The organism is Exiguobacterium sp. s128 (genome assembly GCF_018618815.1).
Classification (GTDB): domain Bacteria; phylum Bacillota; class Bacilli; order Exiguobacteriales; family Exiguobacteriaceae; genus Exiguobacterium_A; species Exiguobacterium_A antarcticum.
This window is the reverse complement of the sequence record NZ_JACSMT010000001.1, coordinates 72,510-95,523: the sequence shown is the minus strand read 5'-3', so window position 1 is coordinate 95,523 and position 23,014 is coordinate 72,510. Positions and strand designations below refer to the sequence as shown.

Annotated in this window: 20 protein-coding genes, 1 other RNA gene and 1 other annotated feature; of the genes, 20 read left to right on the top strand and 1 reads right to left on the bottom strand. The window is 48.3% G+C overall.

Annotation, left to right across the window (positions count from 1 at the left end; all coding sequences use genetic code 11):
- Window positions 1-13 precede the first annotated feature (13 nt).
- The 17 genes from ruvA to KNQ13_RS00410 all read left to right on the top strand — a co-directional run bounded on the left by ruvA (window position 14) and on the right by KNQ13_RS00410 (window position 18,896).
- Complete coding sequence (gene ruvA, locus KNQ13_RS00490) at window positions 14-607, top strand: Holliday junction branch migration protein RuvA (protein WP_012370967.1); 594 nt, start codon at window positions 14-16, stop codon at window positions 605-607.
- 4 nt (window positions 608-611) lie between these two features.
- The gene (ruvB, locus tag KNQ13_RS00485) at window positions 612-1,607 is read left to right on the top strand and encodes a Holliday junction branch migration DNA helicase RuvB (protein WP_014970894.1); all 996 of its coding nucleotides are present in this window, start codon (window positions 612-614) and stop codon (window positions 1,605-1,607) included.
- Window positions 1,608-1,609: 2 nt separating this feature from the next.
- Entirely contained in the window at window positions 1,610-2,653 is a 1,044-nt protein-coding gene (gene queA / locus KNQ13_RS00480) for a tRNA preQ1(34) S-adenosylmethionine ribosyltransferase-isomerase QueA (RefSeq protein ID WP_209547895.1), read from the top strand.
- The gene (gene tgt / locus KNQ13_RS00475) at window positions 2,650-3,795 is read left to right on the top strand and encodes a tRNA guanosine(34) transglycosylase Tgt (RefSeq protein ID WP_014970892.1); all 1,146 of its coding nucleotides are present in this window, start codon (window positions 2,650-2,652) and stop codon (window positions 3,793-3,795) included. Before queA ends, tgt begins: the two co-directional genes overlap by 4 nt.
- 71 nt (window positions 3,796-3,866) lie before the next feature.
- On the top strand, window positions 3,867-4,157 hold the full coding sequence (yajC, locus tag KNQ13_RS00470; protein WP_014970891.1) for a preprotein translocase subunit YajC: 291 nt from the start codon (window positions 3,867-3,869) through the stop codon (window positions 4,155-4,157).
- 153 nt (window positions 4,158-4,310) lie between these two features.
- Entirely contained in the window at window positions 4,311-5,615 is a 1,305-nt protein-coding gene (secD, locus tag KNQ13_RS16175; RefSeq protein ID WP_081809563.1) for a protein translocase subunit SecD, read from the top strand.
- Complete coding sequence (gene secF / locus KNQ13_RS16170) at window positions 5,605-6,522, top strand: protein translocase subunit SecF (RefSeq protein ID WP_014970889.1); 918 nt, start codon at window positions 5,605-5,607, stop codon at window positions 6,520-6,522. Before secD ends, secF begins: the two co-directional genes overlap by 11 nt.
- A 70-nt stretch (window positions 6,523-6,592) precedes the next feature.
- The gene (recJ, locus tag KNQ13_RS00455) at window positions 6,593-8,902 is read left to right on the top strand and encodes a single-stranded-DNA-specific exonuclease RecJ (protein WP_026829938.1); all 2,310 of its coding nucleotides are present in this window, start codon (window positions 6,593-6,595) and stop codon (window positions 8,900-8,902) included.
- Complete coding sequence (locus KNQ13_RS00450; RefSeq protein WP_014970887.1) at window positions 8,881-9,399, top strand: adenine phosphoribosyltransferase; 519 nt, start codon at window positions 8,881-8,883, stop codon at window positions 9,397-9,399. Before recJ ends, KNQ13_RS00450 begins: the two co-directional genes overlap by 22 nt.
- A 141-nt stretch (window positions 9,400-9,540) precedes the next feature.
- The gene (locus KNQ13_RS00445; protein ID WP_014970886.1) at window positions 9,541-11,739 is read left to right on the top strand and encodes a RelA/SpoT family protein; all 2,199 of its coding nucleotides are present in this window, start codon (window positions 9,541-9,543) and stop codon (window positions 11,737-11,739) included.
- Between the two features lie 13 nt (window positions 11,740-11,752).
- The gene (gene dtd / locus KNQ13_RS00440; protein ID WP_014970885.1) at window positions 11,753-12,190 is read left to right on the top strand and encodes a D-aminoacyl-tRNA deacylase; all 438 of its coding nucleotides are present in this window, start codon (window positions 11,753-11,755) and stop codon (window positions 12,188-12,190) included.
- A gap of 56 nt (window positions 12,191-12,246) precedes the next feature.
- Window positions 12,247-12,470, top strand: a binding site (T-box leader).
- 40 nt (window positions 12,471-12,510) lie between these two features.
- Window positions 12,511-13,791 carry a histidine--tRNA ligase gene (hisS, locus tag KNQ13_RS00435; protein ID WP_014970884.1) on the top strand — a complete coding sequence of 427 codons (1,281 nt, stop codon included), beginning with the start codon at window positions 12,511-12,513 and terminating at the stop codon, window positions 13,789-13,791.
- Window positions 13,788-15,554 carry an aspartate--tRNA ligase gene (gene aspS / locus KNQ13_RS00430; RefSeq protein ID WP_014970883.1) on the top strand — a complete coding sequence of 589 codons (1,767 nt, stop codon included), beginning with the start codon at window positions 13,788-13,790 and terminating at the stop codon, window positions 15,552-15,554. Before hisS ends, aspS begins: the two co-directional genes overlap by 4 nt.
- Before the next feature lie 57 nt (window positions 15,555-15,611).
- Complete coding sequence (locus KNQ13_RS00425) at window positions 15,612-16,199, top strand: DNA-3-methyladenine glycosylase (protein ID WP_034773993.1); 588 nt, start codon at window positions 15,612-15,614, stop codon at window positions 16,197-16,199.
- A 373-nt stretch (window positions 16,200-16,572) separates the two neighbouring features.
- Complete coding sequence (locus KNQ13_RS00420; protein ID WP_026829935.1) at window positions 16,573-17,775, top strand: DASH family cryptochrome; 1,203 nt, start codon at window positions 16,573-16,575, stop codon at window positions 17,773-17,775.
- A gap of 67 nt (window positions 17,776-17,842) precedes the next feature.
- A non-coding RNA gene (ssrS, locus tag KNQ13_RS00415) (6S RNA) lies at window positions 17,843-18,032 on the top strand.
- A 99-nt stretch (window positions 18,033-18,131) separates the two neighbouring features.
- Window positions 18,132-18,896, top strand: coding sequence for a tRNA threonylcarbamoyladenosine dehydratase (locus tag KNQ13_RS00410; RefSeq protein ID WP_014970879.1), 765 nt, complete (start codon window positions 18,132-18,134; stop codon window positions 18,894-18,896).
- 40 nt (window positions 18,897-18,936) lie between these two features.
- Here the strand turns inward: KNQ13_RS00410 and KNQ13_RS00405 are convergent, their stop codons facing one another.
- Window positions 18,937-20,250: a replication-associated recombination protein A gene (locus tag KNQ13_RS00405; protein WP_014970878.1), complete on the bottom strand. Its 1,314-nt coding sequence runs from the start codon at window positions 20,248-20,250 to the stop codon at window positions 18,937-18,939.
- Between the two features lie 63 nt (window positions 20,251-20,313).
- Between KNQ13_RS00405 and cymR the strand changes: the two genes are divergently transcribed.
- From cymR to mnmA, 3 genes are read left to right on the top strand one after another with little or no spacing between them, the layout of a single operon-like run.
- A complete protein-coding gene (cymR, locus tag KNQ13_RS00400; protein WP_026829934.1) occupies window positions 20,314-20,721 on the top strand; it encodes a cysteine metabolism transcriptional regulator CymR in 408 nt (135 codons plus the stop codon).
- Between the two features lie 12 nt (window positions 20,722-20,733).
- Window positions 20,734-21,864: a cysteine desulfurase family protein gene (locus tag KNQ13_RS00395; protein ID WP_026829933.1), complete on the top strand. Its 1,131-nt coding sequence runs from the start codon at window positions 20,734-20,736 to the stop codon at window positions 21,862-21,864.
- Between the two features lie 12 nt (window positions 21,865-21,876).
- On the top strand, window positions 21,877-23,001 hold the full coding sequence (gene mnmA, locus KNQ13_RS00390) for a tRNA 2-thiouridine(34) synthase MnmA (RefSeq protein WP_026829932.1): 1,125 nt from the start codon (window positions 21,877-21,879) through the stop codon (window positions 22,999-23,001).
- The last annotated feature ends 13 nt before the right edge of the window (window positions 23,002-23,014 follow it).

Sequence of the window (23,014 nt, the reverse complement as noted above, 5' to 3'; positions counted from 1 at the left end):
GGAGCGTTCTAAAGTGATAGAATTCGTACGCGGCGAAGTCGCTTATGTCTGTGCAGAATTCGTGACGATCGAGGTCGGGGGGATTGGCTACAAAATCGTAGCACCGAACCCGTTTTTTTATCGGACCGGAGACGAACAGGTTATCGTATATACGTATCATTATGTCAGAGAAGACCAAGAAGTATTATTCGGATTCCGTTCACGACGCGAACGAGCACTGTTCACGAAATTACTTGGTGTGACCGGGATTGGTCCAAAAGGGTCGCTCGCGATCGTCGCATCGGGTGATGTCGACGCGCTGGTCGAAGCAATCGAACAAGAAAAAGAAAGTTATCTCATTAAATTCCCGGGTGTCGGGAAAAAGACGGCGAAACAAATGACGCTCGATTTAAAAGGGAAGCTGGCCGAACTGGCCCCTGATTATATTCCGAGTGAAGGATTGTTCGCTCAAGGAAATGCCGAACTAAATGAAGCATGTGAAGCCTTGACGGCACTTGGTTACAGTGAACGGGAAGTCGAAAAAGTGAAAAAAGCGCTTCAAGGTGAAGTGCTGTCGACCGACCAATACGTGAAGCGGGCGCTGCAGTTGTTATTGAATGTGAGGTGAGAACATGGAAGAACGGATTTTGTCAGAATCCGCCCACGCGGAAGATCAGGAAGAGTGGAGTTTACGTCCTCAGACACTTGAACAATACATCGGTCAAGAAAAAGCCAAAGGCAATCTGAGTGTCTTTATCCAAGCGGCAAAAATCCGTCAAGAAACACTGGATCATGTGCTTCTGTATGGTCCACCCGGACTCGGGAAGACGACACTTGCAACAATCATCGCCAATGAAATGGGTGTCGGAATCAAGACGACGGCCGGACCGGCAATCGAACGACCTGGAGACTTAGCAGCAATCCTTTCCTCGCTCGAGCCGGGGGATGTCCTGTTCATCGACGAGATTCACCGGTTAAGTCGTTCCATCGAGGAAATCTTGTACCCGGCGATGGAAGACTATTGTCTTGATATCGTCATTGGTCAAGGGGAACTGGCCCGAAGTGTCCGAATCGATTTGCCGCCCTTTACACTGGTCGGAGCGACGACACGGGCGGGTATGTTATCGGCACCACTCCGGGATCGGTTTGGTGTGACGCTGAAACTCGAGTATTATACGATGCCGGAACTTTCAGCCATCGTCACGCGGACGTCCCGTTTGTTTGGGTTTGAAGCAGACCGGATGGCAGCGGAAGCGATTGCCCTTCGTTCACGTGGTACGCCGCGTGTCGCCAATCGACTGTTACGACGCGTTCGGGACTTTGCCCAAGTCGCCCATCAAACGGCGATTGACGCAACGCTTGCGACGAGTGCCCTCGATCGATTACACGTCGATGCCTTAGGTCTTGATGACGTCGATCACCGGTTGTTACGTTCGCTTGCAGAACGGTTTGCAGGGGGACCGGTCGGGCTCGAGACGATTGCGGCGACGATCGGAGAAGATGCCCAGACGATTGAAGATGTCTATGAACCTTATTTGCTTCAACAAGGCTTTTTACAACGGACACCACGTGGTCGTGTCTTAACGCCGTTTGCACGGCAACATTTAGGATTGAAAGAAGGAAATTAAAGATGGATGTAAATTTATTTGATTTTCATTTACCAGAAGAACAGATTGCCCAAGTCCCGTTACTTGATCGGACGAGTTCGAAGTTGATGGTCGTCAATCGGGAAACGGGAGCGCTCCGTCATGAAACGTTCCATGACATCGTGTCGTATTTCAATGCCGGAGATACACTGGTCATCAATGATACAAAAGTCTTGCCGGCCCGGTTGTTTGGGGTCAAGGAAGAGACCGGCGGGAAGATTGAACTCCTGTTACTCAAGCAGACGAGTGAGGATGTCTGGGAAACGCTCGCTAAACCAGCGAAGCGGGTTAAACCGGGAACGAAGCTGTCCTTTGGAGACGGGTTACTCCAAGCGGAATGTCTCGAAGCACTTGAAGATGGTGGACGGATTCTGAAGTTTTCCTACACAGGTATCTTTTATGAAGTACTCGATCAACTTGGTACGATGCCGTTACCCCCCTATATCCATGAACAGTTGGAAGATCAAGACCGTTATCAGACCGTTTACGCCCGAGAACGAGGGAGTGCGGCAGCACCGACGGCAGGACTCCACTTCGCACCGGAATTGTTGAAAGCCTTGACGGATAAAGGTGTGCACCTCGCACCGTTGACGTTACACGTCGGGCTCGGCACGTTCCGACCGGTTTCCGTCGATGATGTCGACAGCCATAAGATGCACAGTGAATACTACGAATTACCGGAGTCATCCGCTCAGATTTTACGAGAAACCCGGAAAAATGGTGGACGAATCATTGCCGTCGGGACGACATCGACCCGAACGCTCGAGACGGTCATCCGGGACCACGGTGACTTCGTCGAAGCGTCTGGTTGGACGGATATCTTCATCTATCCGGGTCAAGAAATCAAAGGGATTGACGGATTGATCACGAATTTCCATTTACCGAAGTCGACGTTAATCATGCTCGTGTCTGCCTTATCGACACGTGAACACATTTTACATGCCTATGAAGAAGCCGTTGCGCAAGGATACCGATTCTTTAGTTTCGGAGACGCGATGTTCTTAACGAGAGAGGAATTAAACCGATGACAAAACACGCAGTAACCTACGAACATATCAAGACCTGTAAACAATCCGGTGCGCGGTTAGGAATCGTCCATACGCCGCACGGTAGTTTCGAGACACCTGTCTTCATGCCGGTCGGGACACAAGCGACGGTCAAGACGATGGCACCGGAGCAAATCAAGGACATGAACGCGAACATCATCCTGTCGAACACGTACCATTTATGGGTCCGTCCTGGACATGATGTCATCAAGGAAGCCGGCGGACTGCACAAATTCATGAACTGGGATGGAGCGATCTTAACCGATTCCGGTGGTTTCCAAGTCTTCTCACTTGCTGACTTACGTAACATCACAGAAGAAGGTGTCCATTTCCGGAATCACTTGAACGGTGACAAGTTGTTCTTATCACCGGAAAAAGCGATGGAAATTCAAAATGCGTTGGGTTCCGATATCATGATGGCATTTGACGAGTGTCCACCGTTCCCGGCATCACACGAATACATGAAAGCTTCCGTCGAACGGACAAGCCGTTGGGCAGAACGTTGCCTCGCTGCGCACGAACGTCCACAAGATCAAGCGTTATTCGGCATCATCCAAGGGGGCGAATACGAGGATTTGCGTCGTCAAAGCGCACGTGACCTGGCGTCACTTGATTTCCCGGGATATGCCGTCGGAGGTTTGTCGGTTGGAGAGCCAAAGGATGTCATGTACCGTGCACTTGATTTTACGACACCGCTCATGCCGGAAGACAAACCCCGTTACTTGATGGGGGTCGGCTCGCCGGATGCGTTGATCGAAGGCGCGATTCGCGGGATCGATATGTTCGACTGCGTCTTGCCGACTCGGATCGCGCGTAACGGAACGTTGATGACGTCAAGCGGACGTCTCGTCGTCCGCAATGCCAAATATGCCCGCGATTTCCGTCCGCTCGATGAAAAATGTGATTGCTATGCATGTAAGAATTATTCGCGTGCTTACATTCACCATTTGATCCGTGCGCAGGAAACGTTTGGGTTGCACCTCTGTTCGACACATAATCTTCACTTCCTCGTCAAGTTGATGGAAGGCGTTCGTCAAGCGATTCGTGAAGACCGTCTGCTTGATTTTAAAGATGAATTTTTTGAAGAATATGGCTATAATTTACCGAATGCGAAGAATTTCTGATAAACGGTCTGACAAATCCATTCTTTTTACGGTATAATGAACGTGATTTGAATGAAAAGGAGCTGACTCAGATGCAACAATTATTGACATTCCTCCCGATGATCTTGATCTTCGTGGTGTTTTATTTCTTGTTGATTCGTCCACAGAACAAACGCCAGAAGCAAGTGCGTGAGATGCAAACCCAGTTATCACGCGGTGACTCGATCGTCACGATCGGTGGCCTTCATGGGGTTGTACAAAAAGTTGATGAGACAACGGTCACATTGAAATCAGGCAACGCACAATTGACGTTTAACCGAAGTGCGGTCGCAGAAGTTACGAAAAAATCAACGACTGTCATGGACGACGAAATCGTCGAATAAGGCTCGAAACAGACGCTTTCCGAATCCGGGAGCGTCTTTTCTGTTTTTATATGAGAAAAACGATTGCTATCATTACCAATTCTTATGTAAGCTAGGATAGGATAAGAAAGTTGTCTGAAAATATACTGGGATAGAGAGAAAGGACAATGTAGCATGATTAAGAAGGGAAAACTGGCCTCGTTTTTTATCATCGTTGCCGCGCTGCTCATATTGATCGGTACGACATCGACTTGGCTTTTAAAGGACACGAAGTTGGGTCTTGATTTAAAAGGTGGATTTGAAGTGCTGTATGAAGTACAACCGCTCAAAGAAGGCGACGTCATCGATGCGAACGCGATGAGCGCGACCTTGACGGCCATCGAAAACCGAGTCAACGTCCTTGGTGTCTCGGAACCGGACATCCGGATTGAAGGAGACAACCGGATTCGGGTCCAGTTAGCCGGTGTCAAGAATCAGAGTGAAGCACGTCAGATTTTATCATCGACGGCTGAATTATCCTTCCGGGACATCAACGACAAAGTGTTACTGGATGGATCGGATTTGAAGGCAAAAGGAGCAAAAGTCGGATATGATCCGCAAACAAACGCGCCGCTTGTCGAATTGACGATGAAGTCAAAAGAAAAGTTTTATGAAGTGACACAAAACGTATCAAAAATGCAACCGCCGGGCAACCGCCTTGTCATCTGGCTGGATTATGAAAAAGGCGATACTTACGAAAAAGAGATTCAAAAAGAAAATTCGAAAATCGTCTCTGATGCCTCGGTGCAACAACCGATCAACTCGGATAAAGCCATCATCTCAGGTGGTGATATCACAGCAGAATACGGCAAACAATTATCATCGATTCTAAATGCTGGAGCTCTTCCGGTTAAGCTCGATGAAATCTATTCGACGTCTGTCTCGGCTGCTTTTGGTCAGGATGCCCTCGATCAGACATTGTTTGCTTCGATGATCGGTGTGGCAGCTGTCTTCTTGTTCATGTTGCTGTTTTACCGGGTGTCTGGTTTCGTATCGATCATCACGTTATTGTTCTATATCTATCTCGTCATGATCTTCTTTAACGGAATCAATGCCGTACTGACGTTACCAGGGATCGCAGCCCTCGTGCTAGGTGTCGGGATGGCGGTTGATGCCAACATCATCACGGCCGAACGGATTAAAGATGAATTACGTAGTGGGAAATCGGTCTTGTCGGCCTTTAAAGCCGGAAATCGTCGTTCGTTCGGCACGATTCTTGATGCCAACTTGACGACGTTGATTTCAGCAGGTGTGTTGTATTACTTCGGTACGAGTACGGTCAAAGGGTTTGCGATCATGCTGATGGTCTCGATTGCCGTTACGTTCGTCACGAATGTCTTCATCTCACGTTACCTGATGCAACTTCTCGTCAGTAGCCGATGGTTTGATAAGAAAAAAACCTGGTTTGGCGTAAAGGAGAGTGAAATTCGTGAACTTTAATCCAACGAAACTTGATTATGTAAAACACCGGAAAATCTATTTTACAATCACGATTACCTTGGTGCTGATTTCTGTACTATTACTGGCTTTTCGAGGGTTGAACCTTGGGATTGACTTCACAGAAGGAACACGAGTCGAGATTGCCTCAACAGACACGATTAAAGAAGCTGATGTACGGGCAGTCATTGAGGATGCTGGGATCGATCCGGCTGAAATCAATGGTGTTCAATTTGCACAAGGTGGAACACTCGCCAACGTAACGTTTGTTGGTGAATTCAGCCAGGAACAGATTTCAAAAATGAAACAAGTCATTGAAGCAGAGTATGGCAAAGAACCGAGTATCTCGACGGTATCGGCACAAGTCGGTCAGGAGATCGCCCGAAATGCGATTTACGCCGTCTTGCTCGCCTCACTCGGAATCGTCATCTACGTATCGTTCCGTTTTCAGCCGCTTTACGGGATTGCGACGGTCCTTGCGTTGCTCCATGATGCCTTGATGATCATTGCGTTCTTCTCGCTTTTACAGATCGAAGTCAACCTTTACTTCATCGCTGCCGTCTTGACGATCATCGGGTATTCGGTCAATGATACGATCGTCACGTTCGACCGCGTGCGAGAAAATCTGGGACTTGCCGAAAAAGGTGGACGTCAAGTCACGTATCCGGAGCTCGCGCAAATCGTCAACGAATCGATTCAACAAACGATCATTCGCTCCATCAATACCGTCATTACCGTCATCATGACGGCCGCTGCACTGTATATCTTCGGCAGTGAAGCCATCCGCGGATTCAGTCTGGCCTTACTGGTTGGTCTGATCATGGGAATGTATTCTTCGATTTTCATTGCGGCCCAATTGTGGCTCGTCATGAAAGGTCGGACATTAAAATCATCGAAACAAGCATCATGAATGAGATCCGCGTTAGCTATCGCTAACGCGGGTTTTGTTTTATAATGATGAAGTTGATTGGAGGGGTTAGATGTATCATTCGAAGAAAACATGGATCGATAAAGAAGTCGATTCACTCAAAATAAACGAGTTGGCAGAACAAGTGGCAGTCTCGCGACAAGTCGCACATCTGCTCGTGCAACGTGGGTTTGAGACGGCAGAACAGGCGAAAGCGTTTTTAGAAGCAGACCAGATGGATTTTCATGATCCGTTCCTGTTTCAAGACATGAATAAAGTCGTCGCCCGGATTCAACAGGCTGCTGACGAAGGTGAAATGATTTTAATTTATGGCGATTATGACGTCGATGGTGTCAGTTCAGCTGCGATTCTTTGGCATGCGTTAGTCGAAATCGGAGCGATGGCGGAATGTTATATCCCGAACCGTTTTACGGAAGGGTATGGACCAAACGAAGCAGCGTTCCGTTGGGCAGCAGAAGAAGGATTTGGTTTAGTCATCACCGTCGACTGTGGTATTTCTGGAATCGACGAAGCAAAAGTCTTACAAGACTTAGGTGTCGATTTAATCATTACCGATCACCACGAAGCAAAAGACGTCTTACCGGATGCCTTTGCCATGATTCATCCTGGGGTCGATACGAACTATCCGTATTCGAAGTTAGCCGGTGCCGGTGTCGCCTTTAAAGTCGCCCATGCCCTGCTCGGTCGGGTACCGGAGGAACTGCTTGATTTAGCCGTTCTTGGGACGATCGCCGATTTAGTCCCGTTAGTTGGTGAAAACCGGTTACTCGCAGCAAAAGGAATCGAAGCCTTGAACGCAAGCGAACGTCCCGGAATCTTAGCGTTACGGAAAGTGTGCAGCTTAGTGGAAGACGAGTTGACGGAAGAATCGGTTGGTTTTGCCTTTGGTCCACGGATCAATGCGGCAGGTCGTCTCGATTCCGCGATGCCGGCGCTTGAGATGTTGCTGGCGGAAACGATCGAAGAAGCCAGTATCCTCGCAGAACAACTGGATCAACAAAACAAACAACGGCAAGACATCGTCAAGAACATCGCGGAAGAGGCGATTGATTTAGTCGAACGTCATTATTTATCCGATCGTGTATTAGTCGTCGACTCAAATCAGTGGAATCCCGGTGTCGTCGGAATCGTTGCCTCACGGCTCGTCGAGAAGTATCATCGTCCGGTCATTCTTTTGTGCCATGATGCGGAAAAAGGAACGGCAAAAGGTTCAGGTCGATCGATTGCTGCGTTTGATCTGTTTGCTGAATTGACACGATGTGAAGACATCTTGCCACACTTCGGCGGACATCCTGCTGCAGCAGGCATGACTTTATCGTCAGAGGATGTCTCCGTCTTACGGGAACGGTTGAATGCGCAAGCCGCCGGCTTACCGGACAAGGCGTTCATCGCGACGACGGAAATCGATTTACGTCTCAACGTCTCAGAGATCTCGATTGGATTGATCGAAGAAATGGGACGACTGGCCCCATTTGGTATGGGCAATCCTTCGCCGCGTGTCGTCGTCGAAGGGGCGAACATCCGGGATTTAAAGCGGATCGGTCGTGATTTGACACACTTGAAAGTCCTCGTGACAGATGGGAAAACGGAACTCGATGGAATCGGGTTTGGGTTTGGGGACGCGGTCGATGAGATTTCGTCACTCGCAGACGTCTCCTTGATGGGGAGCTTAAACATCAATGAGTGGAACGGGTTCCGGAAACCACAGTTGATGATTCAAGATTTAGCCGTCGTTGATTATCAATTGTTTGATTACCGTGGCGGTAAAAAACCGTTAACGGACGTGTTTGAGTTACCAGAAGACATGACGACGTTAGTTGCCTTCTCGAAAGACACACAAACGAAGTATGCCGAACGTCCCTTGAACGGTCCGATCAAAGCCAATATCGTCTTTTTAGACTTGCCGGAAGAAGAGTCAGCCTTTTTGCCCTACTTGAAAGAGGCGGAGCGTGTGTATTGCGCGTTTAAGGACGAAGGATACTATTTCGAGACGATTCCTTCACGGGAAGAGTTTAAACAGTACTTCAATTATTTTGCCAAATGTCCACGAGATGAACTGCGAATCGGCCTCGTCCGTTTGTCGAAATCCCGAAAATGGTCGAAACGTTCAATTAACTTTATGCATTCAGTGTTTTCGGAACTGGATTTTCTTGTTACAATGGAGGACGGGCTGCCGGGTGTGAACCCGAATGCTGAAAAACGAGATCTGACGGAAGCCGCGACGTACAAGCGTCATGAGGAACGTCAGCGTCTTGAGCAACAATACATTTATTCGTCACTCGCTCAGTTGAAAGAGCGTTTTGATACTTTGGTAGAAGCGGCGAAGCAGGAGGAAATGACATGGAGTTCAAACAGCATATAAAAGAGGTCGAAAACTGGCCGAAAGAAGGAATTAGTTTCAAAGATATCACATCACTGATGCAGAATGGTCCTGCCTACAAACAATCGGTCGACGCCTTGATCGATTATGCGCGTAAACAAGATGCTGACGTCATTGCCGGTCCGGAAGCACGTGGATTCGTCGTAGGTTGTCCAGCCGCTTACGCGATGGAAATCGGTTTCGTACCGGTTCGTAAAGAAGGGAAACTACCGCGTGAGACAGTTCGTGTCGAGTATGGTCTCGAGTACGGAAAAGATGTCTTGACGATGCATCACGATGCGATCCAACCCGGACAACGCGTCGTCATTCTAGACGATTTACTTGCGACAGGTGGAACGATCGAAGCGACAATCAAAATGATTGAACAGCTTGGCGGAACAGTTGCCGGAATCGGATTCTTGATTGAACTCGATGGGTTAGGCGGACGTGAAAAATTAGAAGGATACGATATCTTGTCCTTGATTCGTTACGCAGATTAATACGTAGTAGATATCCTCTCGGCTGTAGTCGGGGGGGTATTTCTTTTTATTTTGACATATTATCAAAATTTCACGATAATAGAAGATATATATATTAGGGATTCAGCGTAATCAATCCCGGGGACTGGGTGAGGATAAGGGATGACAAATAAACAAATCGTAAATGTAGAAGACCTTCTCGCTCGATGTGCGGAGTACATGACCGAGGCAGAAGTCAAGGATATCGAACGTGCCTATCAATTCGCAAAAGACGAGCATGAAGGACAATTTCGTCGATCGGGTGAACCTTACATCATTCACCCCGTTCAAGTAGCGGGGATACTAGTGGATATCGGACTGGATGCGACGACGATCGTTGCCGCTCTTCTTCATGATGTCGTCGAGGATACTGACATTACGCTGGAGGAACTAACGGAACGTTTTGGAGCAGACGTGACGATGCTCGTTGATGGTGTGACGAAACTCGGTAAAATCAAATACAAATCCAAACGGGAAGAATTAGCTGAAAACCACCGGAAGATGTTCATTGCGATGGCAGAAGATATCCGTGTGATCTTGATTAAGCTAGCCGACCGTTTGCACAATATGCGGACGTTACAACATATGGTGAAAGAAAAACAAGTCCAAAAAGCAGAAGAAACACTCGAAATCTTTGCGCCGCTTGCGCATCGACTCGGGATATCGACGATTAAATGGGAACTCGAAGATATCAGTCTTCGTTACATCAATCCGCAACAATACTACCGGATCGTCTCGATGATGAAACAAAAACGGACGGAACGGGAAGCACTGGTCACATCCGTGATTGATGAAGTTAACGAAGTACTCGAAGAAGTTGAGATTGCAGCGGATGTGGATGGCCGCCCGAAACACATCTATTCGATTTATAATAAAATGCAAAATTCAAAAAAAGAATTCAGCGAAATTTATGATTTGATGGCCGTCCGGATCATCGTCGACTCGATCAAAGATTGTTACGCGGTGCTCGGAATCATTCATACACAATATAAACCGATGCCGGGACGTTTCAAGGACTATATCGCCATGCCTAAACCGAACATGTACCAGTCACTGCATACGACGGTCATCGGGCCAAAGGGTGAACCGCTTGAAGTGCAAATTCGGACACGCGATATGCATTTCATCGCCGAGTACGGAATTGCCGCACACTGGGCTTACAAAGAAGGCAAGGAACAGGAAGCAAAATCCGGTTTTGAAGATAAAATCGCTCATTTCCGTGAAATTTTAGAGCTTCAAAAAGATACAGCCGATGCAGAGGAATTCATGGAATCTGTCAAAGTCGATTTCTTTAGCGACATGTTGTATGTCTTCACACCAAAGGGTGATGTCATCGAATTACCTAAAGGATCGGTGCCGATTGATTATGCGTACCGGATTCATACGGAAATCGGACACCGGACGATCGGAGCGAAAGTCAACGGACGGATGGTACCGATTGACTATAAACTGAAAACCGGTGACATCATTGAAATCGTCACATCAAAACACAGTTACGGACCAAGCAAGGATTGGCTGAAGATTTGTGTCTCAAGTCAAGCGAAAAATAAGATTCGTCAATGGTTCAAGCGCCAACAACGGGAAGAAAACGTCTCCAAAGGCCGCGAGCTGATTGAGGCAGAAGTGAAGAAGCTTGGTTTTGAACCGAAGGATGTCATCAACGACAAGACACTTGAAGACGTGACACGGAAGTTCAACTTCGGTCAAGAGGAAGATATGTATGCCGCGGTTGGTTATCATGGATTGACAGCCGCTCAAGTCGCGCATAAATTGACGGAAAAATTGCGCAAGGATAAAGAATCAAAAAACCTTGAACTCAACGATGCCATCAGTGGGATGAAGACGTTCGACCGACCGAAAAAACAAAATCCGGAAGGGGTTCGTGTCAAAGGAATCGACAATATGTTGGTTCGGATGAGCCGGTGCTGTAATCCGGTACCGGGAGACGATATCGTCGGCTATATCACACGCGGACGTGGTGTCTCGATCCACCGGGCGGATTGTCTGAATGTCATTCACGAACAAAATCCGGAACGATTGCTGGAAGTCGAATGGGAACATGAGGGCAAGACGGTCAAGAGTTATAATGTCGAAATTGAGATTTCTGGATTTGACCGAGCGGGTCTCTTAAATGACGTCCTTCAATCCGTCTCGGCGATGAATACGAATATCGTTGCCGTAAGTGGTAAAGGGGACGACAGCAAACAAGCGAAGATTTCAATGACGATTGCGATTGACAACGTCAACCACTTGCAGAAAGTGGTCGACCGGATTAAACAGATATCAGACGTGTATGCCGTACATCGCGTCATGATGACATAAGGAGCGGATAGGAATGCGAGTCGTATTACAACGGGTCAAAGAAGCAAGCGTGACGGTCGATGGATCGATTACCGGTCAAATCGATCAAGGATTTCTTTTACTCGTCGGGGTCACGCATGAAGATACGCTAGAACAAGTCAATTGGTTGGCGGATAAAATTGCGGGATTACGTGTATTCGAGGACGAGGAAGAACGGATGAACCGATCGCTTCAGGATGTCGACGGAAGTATTTTATCCGTTTCCCAGTTTACGTTATACGGAGATGTTAAAAAAGGGCGACGCCCAGCATTTACGGAAGCCGCAAAACCGGATCACGCGAACGAACTGTACGAAGCATTTAATGACCGTTTGCGTAAGCAGGGACTGACGGTCGAAACGGGACAGTTCGGAGCGATGATGGATGTGGCACTCGTCAATGATGGTCCGGTCACCTTGATTTTAGAAAAGTGACCAAAGTCTTGACAGGATCTTTCGAACGAGGCAATATAGGGGATAACAGAACGATATTAGAACCGATGATGAAGAAGAGTAGTTTAGAGCTCGGCTGCGTAGAGAGTCACCCCTTGGCTGGAAGGGTGATCAGGCGAACTAGATGAAAGACCCTTCTGAGGTATTTTCCTGAAACAGTAGAGTAGGGAAAATCGTAAGCAGGCGTTAACTGCACCGAGTGGCTGAATTAGATTCAGCAACCAGGGTGGTACCACGGGATCTTCAAGTTCTCGTCCCTTTGCGGACGAGGACTTTTTTTGTATTCAAAAGGAGGAATTAGGATGAAATTACCACGCGGAACGTTTGATGTGCTTCCGGGTACGGTCGAGCGTTGGCAGTATATTGAAAACCAGTTACGGGAGATCAGTAAACGTTATAACTACAAGGAAATCCGAACACCAATCTTCGAAGAAACAGAACTGTTTAAACGGGGTGTCGGGGAGACGACGGACATCGTCCAGAAAGAAATGTTCATGCTTGAAAAACGTGGAAAAGAACAGTTTACGCTTCGTCCGGAAGGGACGGCTGCCGTTGTCCGATCGTTCGTGACGAATAAACTGTACGGTTCACCGAATCAGCCGGTCAAGTTATTTTATATCGGACCGATGTTCCGGTATGAACGTCCCCAAGCGGGTCGCTTCCGTCAACTGCACCAATACGGCGTCGAAGCGCTAGGCAGTGAAGAACCGGCAATCGATGCAGAAGTCATCAGTCTTGCGATGAGCATCTATCGGTCATTCGGCTTAAAGAAATTAAAGCTTGTCATCAATTCACTCGGTGACAGTGAAAGTCGAGCGGCGCACCGGGAAGCGCTTGTCAATCACTTCAAGCCCGTTGCGCATGAGTTGTGTCAGGACTGCCAGAATCGTCTCGAAGCCAATCCACTGCGTGTCCTTGATTGTAAGGTCGATCGCAATCACCCGAGCATGGCGACGGCACCATCGATTCTTGACTTCTTGAACCCGGCATCAAAAGACTATTTTGATCAAGTCTTGCTTCATCTGGATGCGTTAGGCATCGAGTACGTCATTGATCCGACGCTCGTTCGTGGTCTTGACTATTACAACCACACGTCGTTTGAAATCATGTCGGAAGCAGAAGGTTTCGGGGCGATCACGACACTTTGTGGCGGCGGTCGCTACAACGGACTTGTCGAACAGATTGGTGGACCGGCGACACCGGGAATCGGTTTTGGTATTGGAATCGAACGTTTGTTGATGGCGCTTGAAAACGAAGCGGTCTTACCGGAAATCGATGAGTCGATTGATGTCTTCATCGTGGCGCAAGGGAACGATGAAGTCGAAAAAACGGCAACCCGTTTGCTGCAATTGATGCGTCTAGAAGGACTCGTCGCGGATCGTGATTACCTCGGACGGAAGTTTAAAGGACAATTCAAAGCAGCAGACCGCATGAAAGCACGCTTTACCGTCATCCTCGGAGACGAAGAAGTCGAGCGTGGTGCAGCGGCGCTAAAAGATATGTCGACCGGTGAACAGATTGATGTCCCACTGTCAGCAGTTGCCGACACGATTGTTGCGAAATTAAAGGAGGAAGTACAATGATCGGACGTACACATATGAACGGAACAGTAACAGAAGAAACAATTGGGCAAGCAGTTCAGTTAAAAGGATGGGTTCAAAAACGCCGTGACTTAGGTGGATTGATTTTCCTCGACTTACGCGACCGGACAGGGATCGTCCAAGTCGTCTTCCAACCGGAAAACGAACAGGCACACCGCTTAGCGGAAACGATTCGTTCAGAATACGTGCTCGATATTAAAGGAACCGTCATCAAACGTGAAAATCCGAATCCGAACATTCCAACGGGACAAGTTGAAGTCGTCGCGGATGAAGTCATCATCTTGAACGCTTCGAAAATGACGCCGTTCCCGATCAGTGAAGAAGCGGAACAAACATCCGAGGATCTTCGTCTGAAGTACCGTTATTTGGACTTACGTCGCCCGTCGCTGCAAGAAACATTCCGCCTGCGTTCGAAAGCTTCGAACATCATGCGAAACTTCCTCGACGAACAAGACTTCCTTGAAGTCGAAACACCAATCTTGACGAAGTCGACACCGGAAGGCGCACGCGATTACCTCGTTCCAAGTCGTGTCCATCCCGGCGAATTCTATGCTTTGCCACAATCACCGCAATTGTTTAAACAATTGTTGATGGTGTCTGGTTTTGAGCGGTACTTCCAAATCGCCCGTTGTTTCCGTGACGAAGATTTACGAGCAGACCGCCAACCGGAATTCACACAGGTCGATATCGAAACAAGCTTCATGGATGTCGAAGACTTGTACGCGATGATGGAAGCGATGATGACACGTGTCATGAAAGAAACACTCGGAAAAGACATCACGACACCGTTCCCACGGATGCCTCATGTAGAAGCGATGAGCCGCTTTGGTTCAGATAAGCCGGATACACGTTTTGGTCTTGAGTTGATTGATGTCGCGGAAGCGGTCACAGGAGCCGGTTTTAAAGTCTTTGATATGGCGCTTGAAGCAGGGGGCGAAGTCAAGGCCTTAAACGTCAAAGGTGCAGCAGATCAGTTTTCACGTAAAGATATTGATAAATTACAAGAATTCACGGCTATCTACGGCGCAAAAGGTCTTGCGTGGGTCAAAGTGACAGCAGAAGGTCTGAACGGGCCAATCGCGAAGTTCTTTGATGAAGCAGCGACGGCACGTCTTGTTGACGCAACGGCTGCTGAAGCCGGTGACTTACTTGTCTTCGTGGCGGCAAAAGCTTCGATTGTTGCCGACAGCCTCGGTGCACTTCGCCAAAAACTTGGAAAAGAACTTGGATTGATTGATGAGACTGTCTTCAATTTCCTTTGGGTGACGGATTTCCCACTCGTGACATTTGAAGAAGCAGATGGTCGTTTTTATGCGAACCACCATCCGTTCACGATGCCACGCCGGGAAGATCTCGATAAACTGGAGACGGACCCAGGCAGCGTCCTTGCCGTTGCGTATGACCTCGTCTTGAACGGGTATGAGTTAGGTGGAGGATCACAACGGATTTACGAACGGGATATTCAAGAGCGGATGTTTAAATTGCTTGGATTCACGGAAGAAGAAGCGAACGAACAGTTCGGATTCTTGATGGAAGCGTTCGAATACGGAACGCCGCCGCATGCGGGGATTGCGTTAGGTCTTGACCGTCTCATCATGTTACTCGCGGGACGAACGAATTTACGGGATACGATTGCTTTCCCGAAAACGGCGTCGGCGAGTGACTTGTTGACAGCAGCACCAAGTCCGGTCTCGGATGCACAATTAAACGAATTGTCGATCCGGACGGCAGTCAAACAATCATAAACAACACAGATTTCCTTCTGGTCAGAGGGAAATCTGTTTTTTTTAGGAGGAATGAAGATGGAAAGGTCTTTTTTTGAACGATCACCGGTCGATGTCGCGCCGGAATTACTCGGAAGTCTTCTGACGGTTGGTGCAGTCACGATGCGGATTGTGGAGGTTGAAGCCTATCTTGGACCATACGATCAAGCGGCCCATTCCTACAGCGGACGCCCAACGAAGCGGACGGCACCGATGTTTGGACCGGCCGGTCACATCTATGTGTATTTCACTTATGGCATGCACCATTGTCTGAACATCGTCTGTGGGGAGAGTGGTCAAGGATATGCGGTCTTACTGCGCGGCGCGGAGATTATCAGCGGGCATGACCTCATCGCAACTCGTCGGTTTGCGAAACCGTATGCGACATTGACAAAAACGGAACAAAAAAATCTCGTCAATGGACCGGCGAAGTTGTGCCAAGCCTTCGGGTTGACGACGGCTGACTCCGCTGTGGATGTATATACGGATTCTCGTTTTCAAATCGAGGCAGGCCCTGCAGGAACGATCGTGCAGACGACTCGAATCGGGATTCCGAACGCCGGCGAGGCAACGGCATACCCTTGGCGTTTTTACGAAGAGGGGAGCAGTGGAGTGAGCAAAAAATGAAAAACACGGAGGAAATATGTGAAGTCCATCGGAATGGAGATAAAGCAAAAGAAAGCTAGACATCAAAAAACACGCTTCTCTTTATAAGGGAAGCGTGTTTTAAGGGATGCATTATTTTGGTGTATTGATTGATTTTTTAGCTTGTTGTTTTTTATAGAATTTGTAGACGATCGGTCCGACCGTCGTAGCGAGCGTGATTAATGTCTTTAATTTCCCTTTTTTAGCTGCCATGAAATGATTCACTCCTTACGTAAGTTGTACTAATTATATTCCACTAAAGCAAAAAAACAAAACCTTTTCCGCACATTGATTCTTTGCGTAAGAGCGGAAGACTGAGATAGTACGAGTAGAAAAGAAAAAAGGAGCTGATGAAATGGCGGGAATCGTATGGTATCGAAATGATTTACGGGTCGATGATCATGAAGCATTGTCGCGTGCCTGTAGCGAACAACAGACGGTCCGAGCACTTTTCATTCAACGTGAGACAGAGACGAGAGGTCACCAACACGTGACATTTGAACGGGAGACGCTCCAATCCTTACGGGATCATTTAGGGCAACTTGGAATCGAACTGACGATTTTGCGAGGGGGGTCGATGGAACAACTCTCGCGGTTCATTGAACCGGAGGATGTCCTCTATTTTCACAGGATGACTGGTTTTTACGAAGAATGTCTGGAACAGGAGGTTCTGCGACAGTTTACAGCCTGTATGTATGAGACACAAACGTTACATCTTCGGGAAGACATCGGTAGTGATGAACTGAAACGAGTCTTTACGGCATTTCGAAAAAGAGTCGAAGAGTCCGGTCGATTCGCGGAACCGATCGATGCACCGGGAGAAGTCCGGTATGTTGAACCGCAAGAGGTGAGAGCTATGGATCATCCGCATACGTCATTTCCGTTTGCAGGCGGTGAAGCGGCAGGGCGTGCTCGTTTGACCGAGTACCTGGAACGACCTGTCTTTACTTATAAAGAGACACGGAACGGCTTTGATCGCGATGATTCCTCCAAATTATCGGCTTGGCTTGCGAACGGTTCGCTTTCGCCACGGCGTGTCATGGCAGAGTTACAACGAACTGAACGTCTGCATGGGGCGAACGAATCGACTTATTGGTTATACTTCGAATTGTTGTGGCGTGACTTTTTCCACTTGACGATGCGGGAGACGGGACATCGGCTCTTTCGGTCCAATGGCTTGCGAGATGGTCATCTGACATGGAAAACGGATCAATCGGCGGTCGATGCCTGGATGGCGGGACGGACCGGTCAACCATTCGTGGATGCCTTCATGCGTGAAATTCGAGAAACGGGATGGATGTCGAACCGTGGACGCCAGATTACGGCGAGTTATTTGATTCACGATCTGAAACAAGATTGGCGGATCGGGGCGCGTTATTTTGAACAGCAGTTGATTGACCACGATGTCGCTTCCAATTATGGGAACTGGGCCTACATTGCAGGGGTCGGAAACGCGACACGTACACCACGATTCAACCCGGAATTCCAACAACAAAAATACGATCCGACAGGGGCATTCATCCGGCGTTGGATGTCAAGTGAAACGACTGAAAAATGATCAAATTTTAAGAGCCGGAACCAGTTGCATTTCGATAATGGGAATGCTATATTAAATGCAACAGATGGGGTTCCTGAGATGTACGAGAGCCGCCTTTTATCTTTGAGCCACTCTTTTTTGATAGGGAGTCTGACGTTCCAACTAGTAGTACATGCCTCGTAACACAGCAGGAGGACGTACGAATAGGAGTCGGATAAGACACCCACCTGCACAGCAGGTTCAAAAATAAGGTATCGACACGGCACTTCGGGTCCCATCGTTTATTTTTTAAAAAGTGATTCATCTATACGTCGCATGACGTTTTTTTTTATGATATAATTCCGAGTAAAACAGTATGAGTATTGTGAGGTTATGAGATGTTACATCAATTTTCGCGTAATGAATTAGCAATCGGTAAGACTGGACTTGACGCATTGGCATCCAAGTCTGTCGCAATTTTAGGGATTGGCGGCGTCGGTTCGTTTTCGGCGGAAGCCCTTGCCCGTAGTGGTGTTGGACGTTTGATCCTCGTCGATAAAGATGACATCGACATCACGAACGTCAACCGCCAGATTCATGCTCTACTCCCGACGGTCGGACAGCCGAAGGTCGATGCGATGGCCGATCGGTTGATGCAAATCAATCCCGACCTCGAGATCGTTCGTTTAAAGATGTTTTACAATGAAGAAACATATGAAGCTTTTTTCGCTGAAAATCCGGATTTTGTCATCGATGCGTCGGATACGGTTTCCTTTAAGATTCATTTGATCAAAGAGTGTAAGCGACGTCAGATTCCGATCATCTCGAGTATGGGGATGGCGAATAAGATGGATCCGACTCGAATCAAGATCGTTGACATCAAGGATACGAGTTATGACCCGCTCGCGAAAGTCATCCGGACACGATTACGTAAAGAGGGAATCCATAAAGGTGTACCTGTCGTGTTCTCTGACGAACCACCTGTCAAAATCATCGAAGAAGTGCGGCAAGTCGTTGGAAATGACGAAGCTGTCATCCGGAAAGCGAAGATGCCACCAAGCTCGAATGCCTTTGTCCCATCCGTAGGGGGATTGATTGCGGCGAGTTATGTCATCAATGAAATCGTTCGGGAAGCAGGCGTCATCATCGAACGTGTCCGTTAAAAAAGCGACCTGAGGAGGTCGCTTTTTCTGATACGTACGTTTACGGTTGTTTTTTCCAAAAATCGAGTCGGGCCTGCACTTGTTTTTCAAAACCACGTGGACTAGGGGTATAGAAGACAGGTTTCGTTCGTGCCAGATTTTCGGGCCAGTAGTTTTGTTTGACATAAGCATGTGGAAACTGATGTGGATATTGATACTCGACCCCGTTACCTAACGCTGCAGCACCAGCATGATGCGCATCGCGTAAATGTGGGGGGACCGGACCGCCATCGGAACGTCGGACCAGTTCGAGTGCTTTGTCGATTGCCGTGATGACGGCGTTTGATTTCGGAGCAGTCGCTAAATAGAGGACCGTTTCCGCAAGTGGAATGCGTGCTTCCGGAAAACCGATGTATTCACAAGCCCGGGCACAGGCATCGACGAGCAACAAGGCTTGTGGGTCTGATAAACCGATATCTTCGGCAGCATGGACATACAGGCGCCGGACGATGAAGCGAGGGCTTTCCCCAGCTTCGATCATGACAGCGAGCCAGTATAAGGCGGCGTCTGGATCCGAGCCACGAATCGACTTGATGAAGGCAGAGATGACATCGTAATGACGATCACCATCCTTATCGTATTTTAATGCTTTTTGTTGGATCGATTCTTCGGCAACCGCGAGGTCAATCGTGATTTCCCCATCGATTTCCGGTGTCGTCAAGACGGCGAGTTCTAGTGCATTCAGTAAAGCCCGGTAATCCCCGTCCGATAATTTGACGTAATGGTCGACGGCGTCATCGGTGATCGTGATCGGATATTTTCCGAGCCCGCGTTCTTGATCTTGTAATGTACGTCGTAACACGATCCGTAAATCGTCGGTCGTCGGTGTTTCAAACCGGAAAACGGTTGCTCGAGACAACAAAGCCGCATTGACTTCAAAACTTGGATTTTCCGTCGTTGCACCAATCAGCGTGATTGTACCGGCTTCAAGGGCTGGCAATAATGCATCTTGTTGCATCTTATTAAACCGATGAATTTCATCTAAAAATAGGATCGTTTTTTGTTGGTCAAACTGGAGTCGCGATTCGGCCGCCTTCAGGACTTCGCGCAGTTGATCCAGTTTTGCCGTGACGGCATTTAATTGTTCAAACGCTGACTTCGTATAACTGGAGATGACTCGGGCAAGCGTCGTTTTGCCGGTCCCGGGTGGTCCGTAGAAAATGACGGTCCCAAGCCGGTCGGCAAGGATCGCCCGACGTAACAAGGTAGATTCTCCGATTAAGTGACGTTGTCCAACGATTTCGTCCAAGGATTGAGGACGCATCCGATTGGCGAGCGGACCAGCAGGAGAGTGGGATTCAAATAGATTAGCCATAGGTAGCGTTCCTTCTTTCGACTTTTAGCTACTACTATACTAGAAAGGATGTTTTTTCGCATGATGAAAATCTCGACAAAAGGCCGATACGGTCTGACAATCATGATTGCTCTCGCTAAAGGAGGCGAGTTAAAGCCATTATCCTTAAAGAAAATTGCTCAAAGTTATGAGTTGTCGGAACACTATTTAGAACAGTTGATTGCGCCGCTTCGTAACGGCGGTCTCGTCAAGAGCGTTCGTGGGGCATATGGTGGATACAAATTAGGGCGTCCGGCAGACGAGATTACGGCAGGCGACATCATTCGTTTGCTCGAAGGACCACTCGTCGTCGTCGAAGGTGACAACTGTGACGAAGTGACGAAACGGAAGTTATGGGATAAAATCCAACGTGCCGTCGATCAAGTACTGGATACGACGACGTTAAAAGATTTAGCCGAAGAAGACGATACAGGATACATGTTTTATATATGAGAGGTGACAACAATGATATATTTTGATCATGCGGCGACGACGCCGATGCGTCCGGAAGTATTGGAAAAAATGACGCCATACATGTTAGAGCAGTTTGGCAATCCGTCGAGCGTCCATGCGTTCGGAAGATCAGGACGTGCTGCGATCGATGCTGCCCGACGGACGATCGCAACAGAATTAAACGCTAACCCAACGGAAGTGATCTTTACAAGCGGGGGAACGGAAGCGGATAACTACGCCATCATCGGATCCGCGATGCAGTACCAGGTCAAGGGGCGTCATGTCATTACGACACGTTTCGAGCACCATGCGGTCCTTCACGCATTCGAAGAACTCGAAAAACGTGGGTTTGAAGTGACCTATCTCGATGTACCTGCGTCCGGCGTCGTATCGGAATCCGCATTACGTGCTGCTGTTCGGACCGATACGATTTTAGTATCGATCATGTTTGGCAACAACGAAGTCGGAACGATTCAGCCGATTGCGGCATGTGGTCGATTCTTACAGGAACAACAGATTTTGTTTCATACGGACGCCGTCCAGGTTTTTGCGAAGCGGGAGATTGATGTCGAAACGATGGGGATTGACCTGTTATCGGCTTCGAGTCACAAAATCAACGGACCAAAAGGTGTCGGCTTACTGTATGTCCGCTCTGGTCTCAAGCTGGAAGCACAGTCTTTTGGTGGCGAGCAGGAACGCAAGCGCCGTGCCGGGACCGAAAACGTCGCCGGAATCGTTGGTTTTGCGGAAGCTGTCCGGTTGACGGCCGAGGAACGGGAGCAACAAACGAACCATTATCGTCAGCTACGGACGATGTTACTCGCGCGGCTCGAAGCGTCAACGATCGACTTTGAAATCAATGGAGCGGAAGGATTGGCGCAAGTCATCAACCTGTATTTCCCCCATGTCGAGATTGAACCGTTTTTGATCATGCTCGATATGCGGGGAATTGCCGTCTCGAGCGGAAGTGCCTGTACGGCAGGATCGATTGAACCGTCCCATGTCCTTTCAGCGATGTACGGTGAAAATCCGCGGACGAAACAGTCTGTTCGGATCAGCTTCGGATTAGGGAATGATTTAGCACAAGTCGAACTACTCGCACAAGGACTGATAGATATCGTAAAATCGTTTCAGAACAACTAAGAGGTGAAGAAAATGAACACACGCGCAAAAGCACCGAGCGAAACAACGGTCGTCGTCGGAATGTCCGGCGGTGTCGATTCTTCGGTCACGGCTTATTTATTAAAACAACAAGGGTACAACGTCATCGGAATCTTCATGAAGAACTGGGACGATACAGATGAAAACGGATTTTGTACGGCGACAGAAGATTATGAAGATGTCATCGCTGTTGCGAACCAAATCGGGATTCCGTATTATGCGGTCAATTTCGAAAAAGAGTACTGGGATAAAGTCTTTACGTATTTCCTAGACGAATACAAACTCGGACGGACGCCAAACCCGGACGTCATGTGTAACAAAGAAATCAAGTTCAAGGCGTTCCTTGATCACGCGATGCGTCTTGGCGCTGATTTCGTTGCGACGGGACACTATGCCCGTGCCGTCTACGAAGATGGGGAACATAAAATGCTTCGTGGCGTCGATACGAACAAGGATCAAACGTATTTCTTGAACCAACTGTCACAAGATCAAATTGCAAAAGCGATGTTCCCGATCGGACATATGGAAAAATCAGAAGTCCGGAAAATTGCGGAAGAAGCGAACCTCGCGACAGCGAAGAAAAAAGATTCGACCGGTATCTGCTTCATCGGGGAACGAAACTTCAAACAATTCCTCAGTCAGTATTTACCGGCCCAACCGGGTGAAATGCGGACGCTGGACGGGAAATCGATGGGACGTCACGATGGTCTGATGTATTATACGATGGGACAACGGCATGGTCTTGGCATCGGTGGAGATGGTGAACCGTGGTTCGTCGTCGGAAAAAACCTGGCGGACAACATCTTATTCGTCGAACAAGGTTTCCACAATGAATTGTTGTATTCAGAAGGTTTGTATGCATCTGACATCAGTTGGACGGCATCGATGCCGGCTGGAACAGAATTCCGATGTACGGCGAAATTCCGTTATCGTCAGACGGATACGGCAGTCACGGTACGTGTGCTTGAAAACGGTCGTCTTGACGTCGCATTTGACGAGCGTCAACGTGCGATCACACCTGGACAAGCGGTCGTCTTTTATGATGGTGACATCTGTCTGGGTGGTGCGACGATCGATGAAGCATACAAAGCAGGGGAACGCTTAGCATATCTTGCCTAAAGGAGAGAACTAT

What these genes read in the sequence shown, in the direction of transcription:
- ruvB (WP_014970894.1), top strand. Translation starts at nt 612, where the DNA reads ATGGAAGAACGGATTTTGTCAGAATCCGCCCACGCGGAAGATCAGGAA.
- queA (WP_209547895.1), top strand. Translation starts at nt 1,610, where the DNA reads ATGGATGTAAATTTATTTGATTTTCATTTACCAGAAGAACAGATTGCC.
- tgt (WP_014970892.1), top strand. Translation starts at nt 2,650, where the DNA reads ATGACAAAACACGCAGTAACCTACGAACATATCAAGACCTGTAAACAA.
- yajC (WP_014970891.1), top strand. Translation starts at nt 3,867, where the DNA reads ATGCAACAATTATTGACATTCCTCCCGATGATCTTGATCTTCGTGGTG.
- secD (WP_081809563.1), top strand. Translation starts at nt 4,311, where the DNA reads ATGATTAAGAAGGGAAAACTGGCCTCGTTTTTTATCATCGTTGCCGCG.
- recJ (WP_026829938.1), top strand. Translation starts at nt 6,593, where the DNA reads ATGTATCATTCGAAGAAAACATGGATCGATAAAGAAGTCGATTCACTC.
- KNQ13_RS00450 (WP_014970887.1), top strand. Translation starts at nt 8,881, where the DNA reads ATGGAGTTCAAACAGCATATAAAAGAGGTCGAAAACTGGCCGAAAGAA.
- KNQ13_RS00445 (WP_014970886.1), top strand. Translation starts at nt 9,541, where the DNA reads ATGACAAATAAACAAATCGTAAATGTAGAAGACCTTCTCGCTCGATGT.
- dtd (WP_014970885.1), top strand. Translation starts at nt 11,753, where the DNA reads ATGCGAGTCGTATTACAACGGGTCAAAGAAGCAAGCGTGACGGTCGAT.
- hisS (WP_014970884.1), top strand. Translation starts at nt 12,511, where the DNA reads ATGAAATTACCACGCGGAACGTTTGATGTGCTTCCGGGTACGGTCGAG.
- aspS (WP_014970883.1), top strand. Translation starts at nt 13,788, where the DNA reads ATGATCGGACGTACACATATGAACGGAACAGTAACAGAAGAAACAATT.
- KNQ13_RS00425 (WP_034773993.1), top strand. Translation starts at nt 15,612, where the DNA reads ATGGAAAGGTCTTTTTTTGAACGATCACCGGTCGATGTCGCGCCGGAA.
- KNQ13_RS00420 (WP_026829935.1), top strand. Translation starts at nt 16,573, where the DNA reads ATGGCGGGAATCGTATGGTATCGAAATGATTTACGGGTCGATGATCAT.
- KNQ13_RS00410 (WP_014970879.1), top strand. Translation starts at nt 18,132, where the DNA reads ATGTTACATCAATTTTCGCGTAATGAATTAGCAATCGGTAAGACTGGA.
- KNQ13_RS00405 (WP_014970878.1), bottom strand. Translation starts at nt 20,250, where the DNA reads ATGGCTAATCTATTTGAATCCCACTCTCCTGCTGGTCCGCTCGCCAAT.
- cymR (WP_026829934.1), top strand. Translation starts at nt 20,314, where the DNA reads ATGAAAATCTCGACAAAAGGCCGATACGGTCTGACAATCATGATTGCT.
- KNQ13_RS00395 (WP_026829933.1), top strand. Translation starts at nt 20,734, where the DNA reads ATGATATATTTTGATCATGCGGCGACGACGCCGATGCGTCCGGAAGTA.
- mnmA (WP_026829932.1), top strand. Translation starts at nt 21,877, where the DNA reads ATGAACACACGCGCAAAAGCACCGAGCGAAACAACGGTCGTCGTCGGA.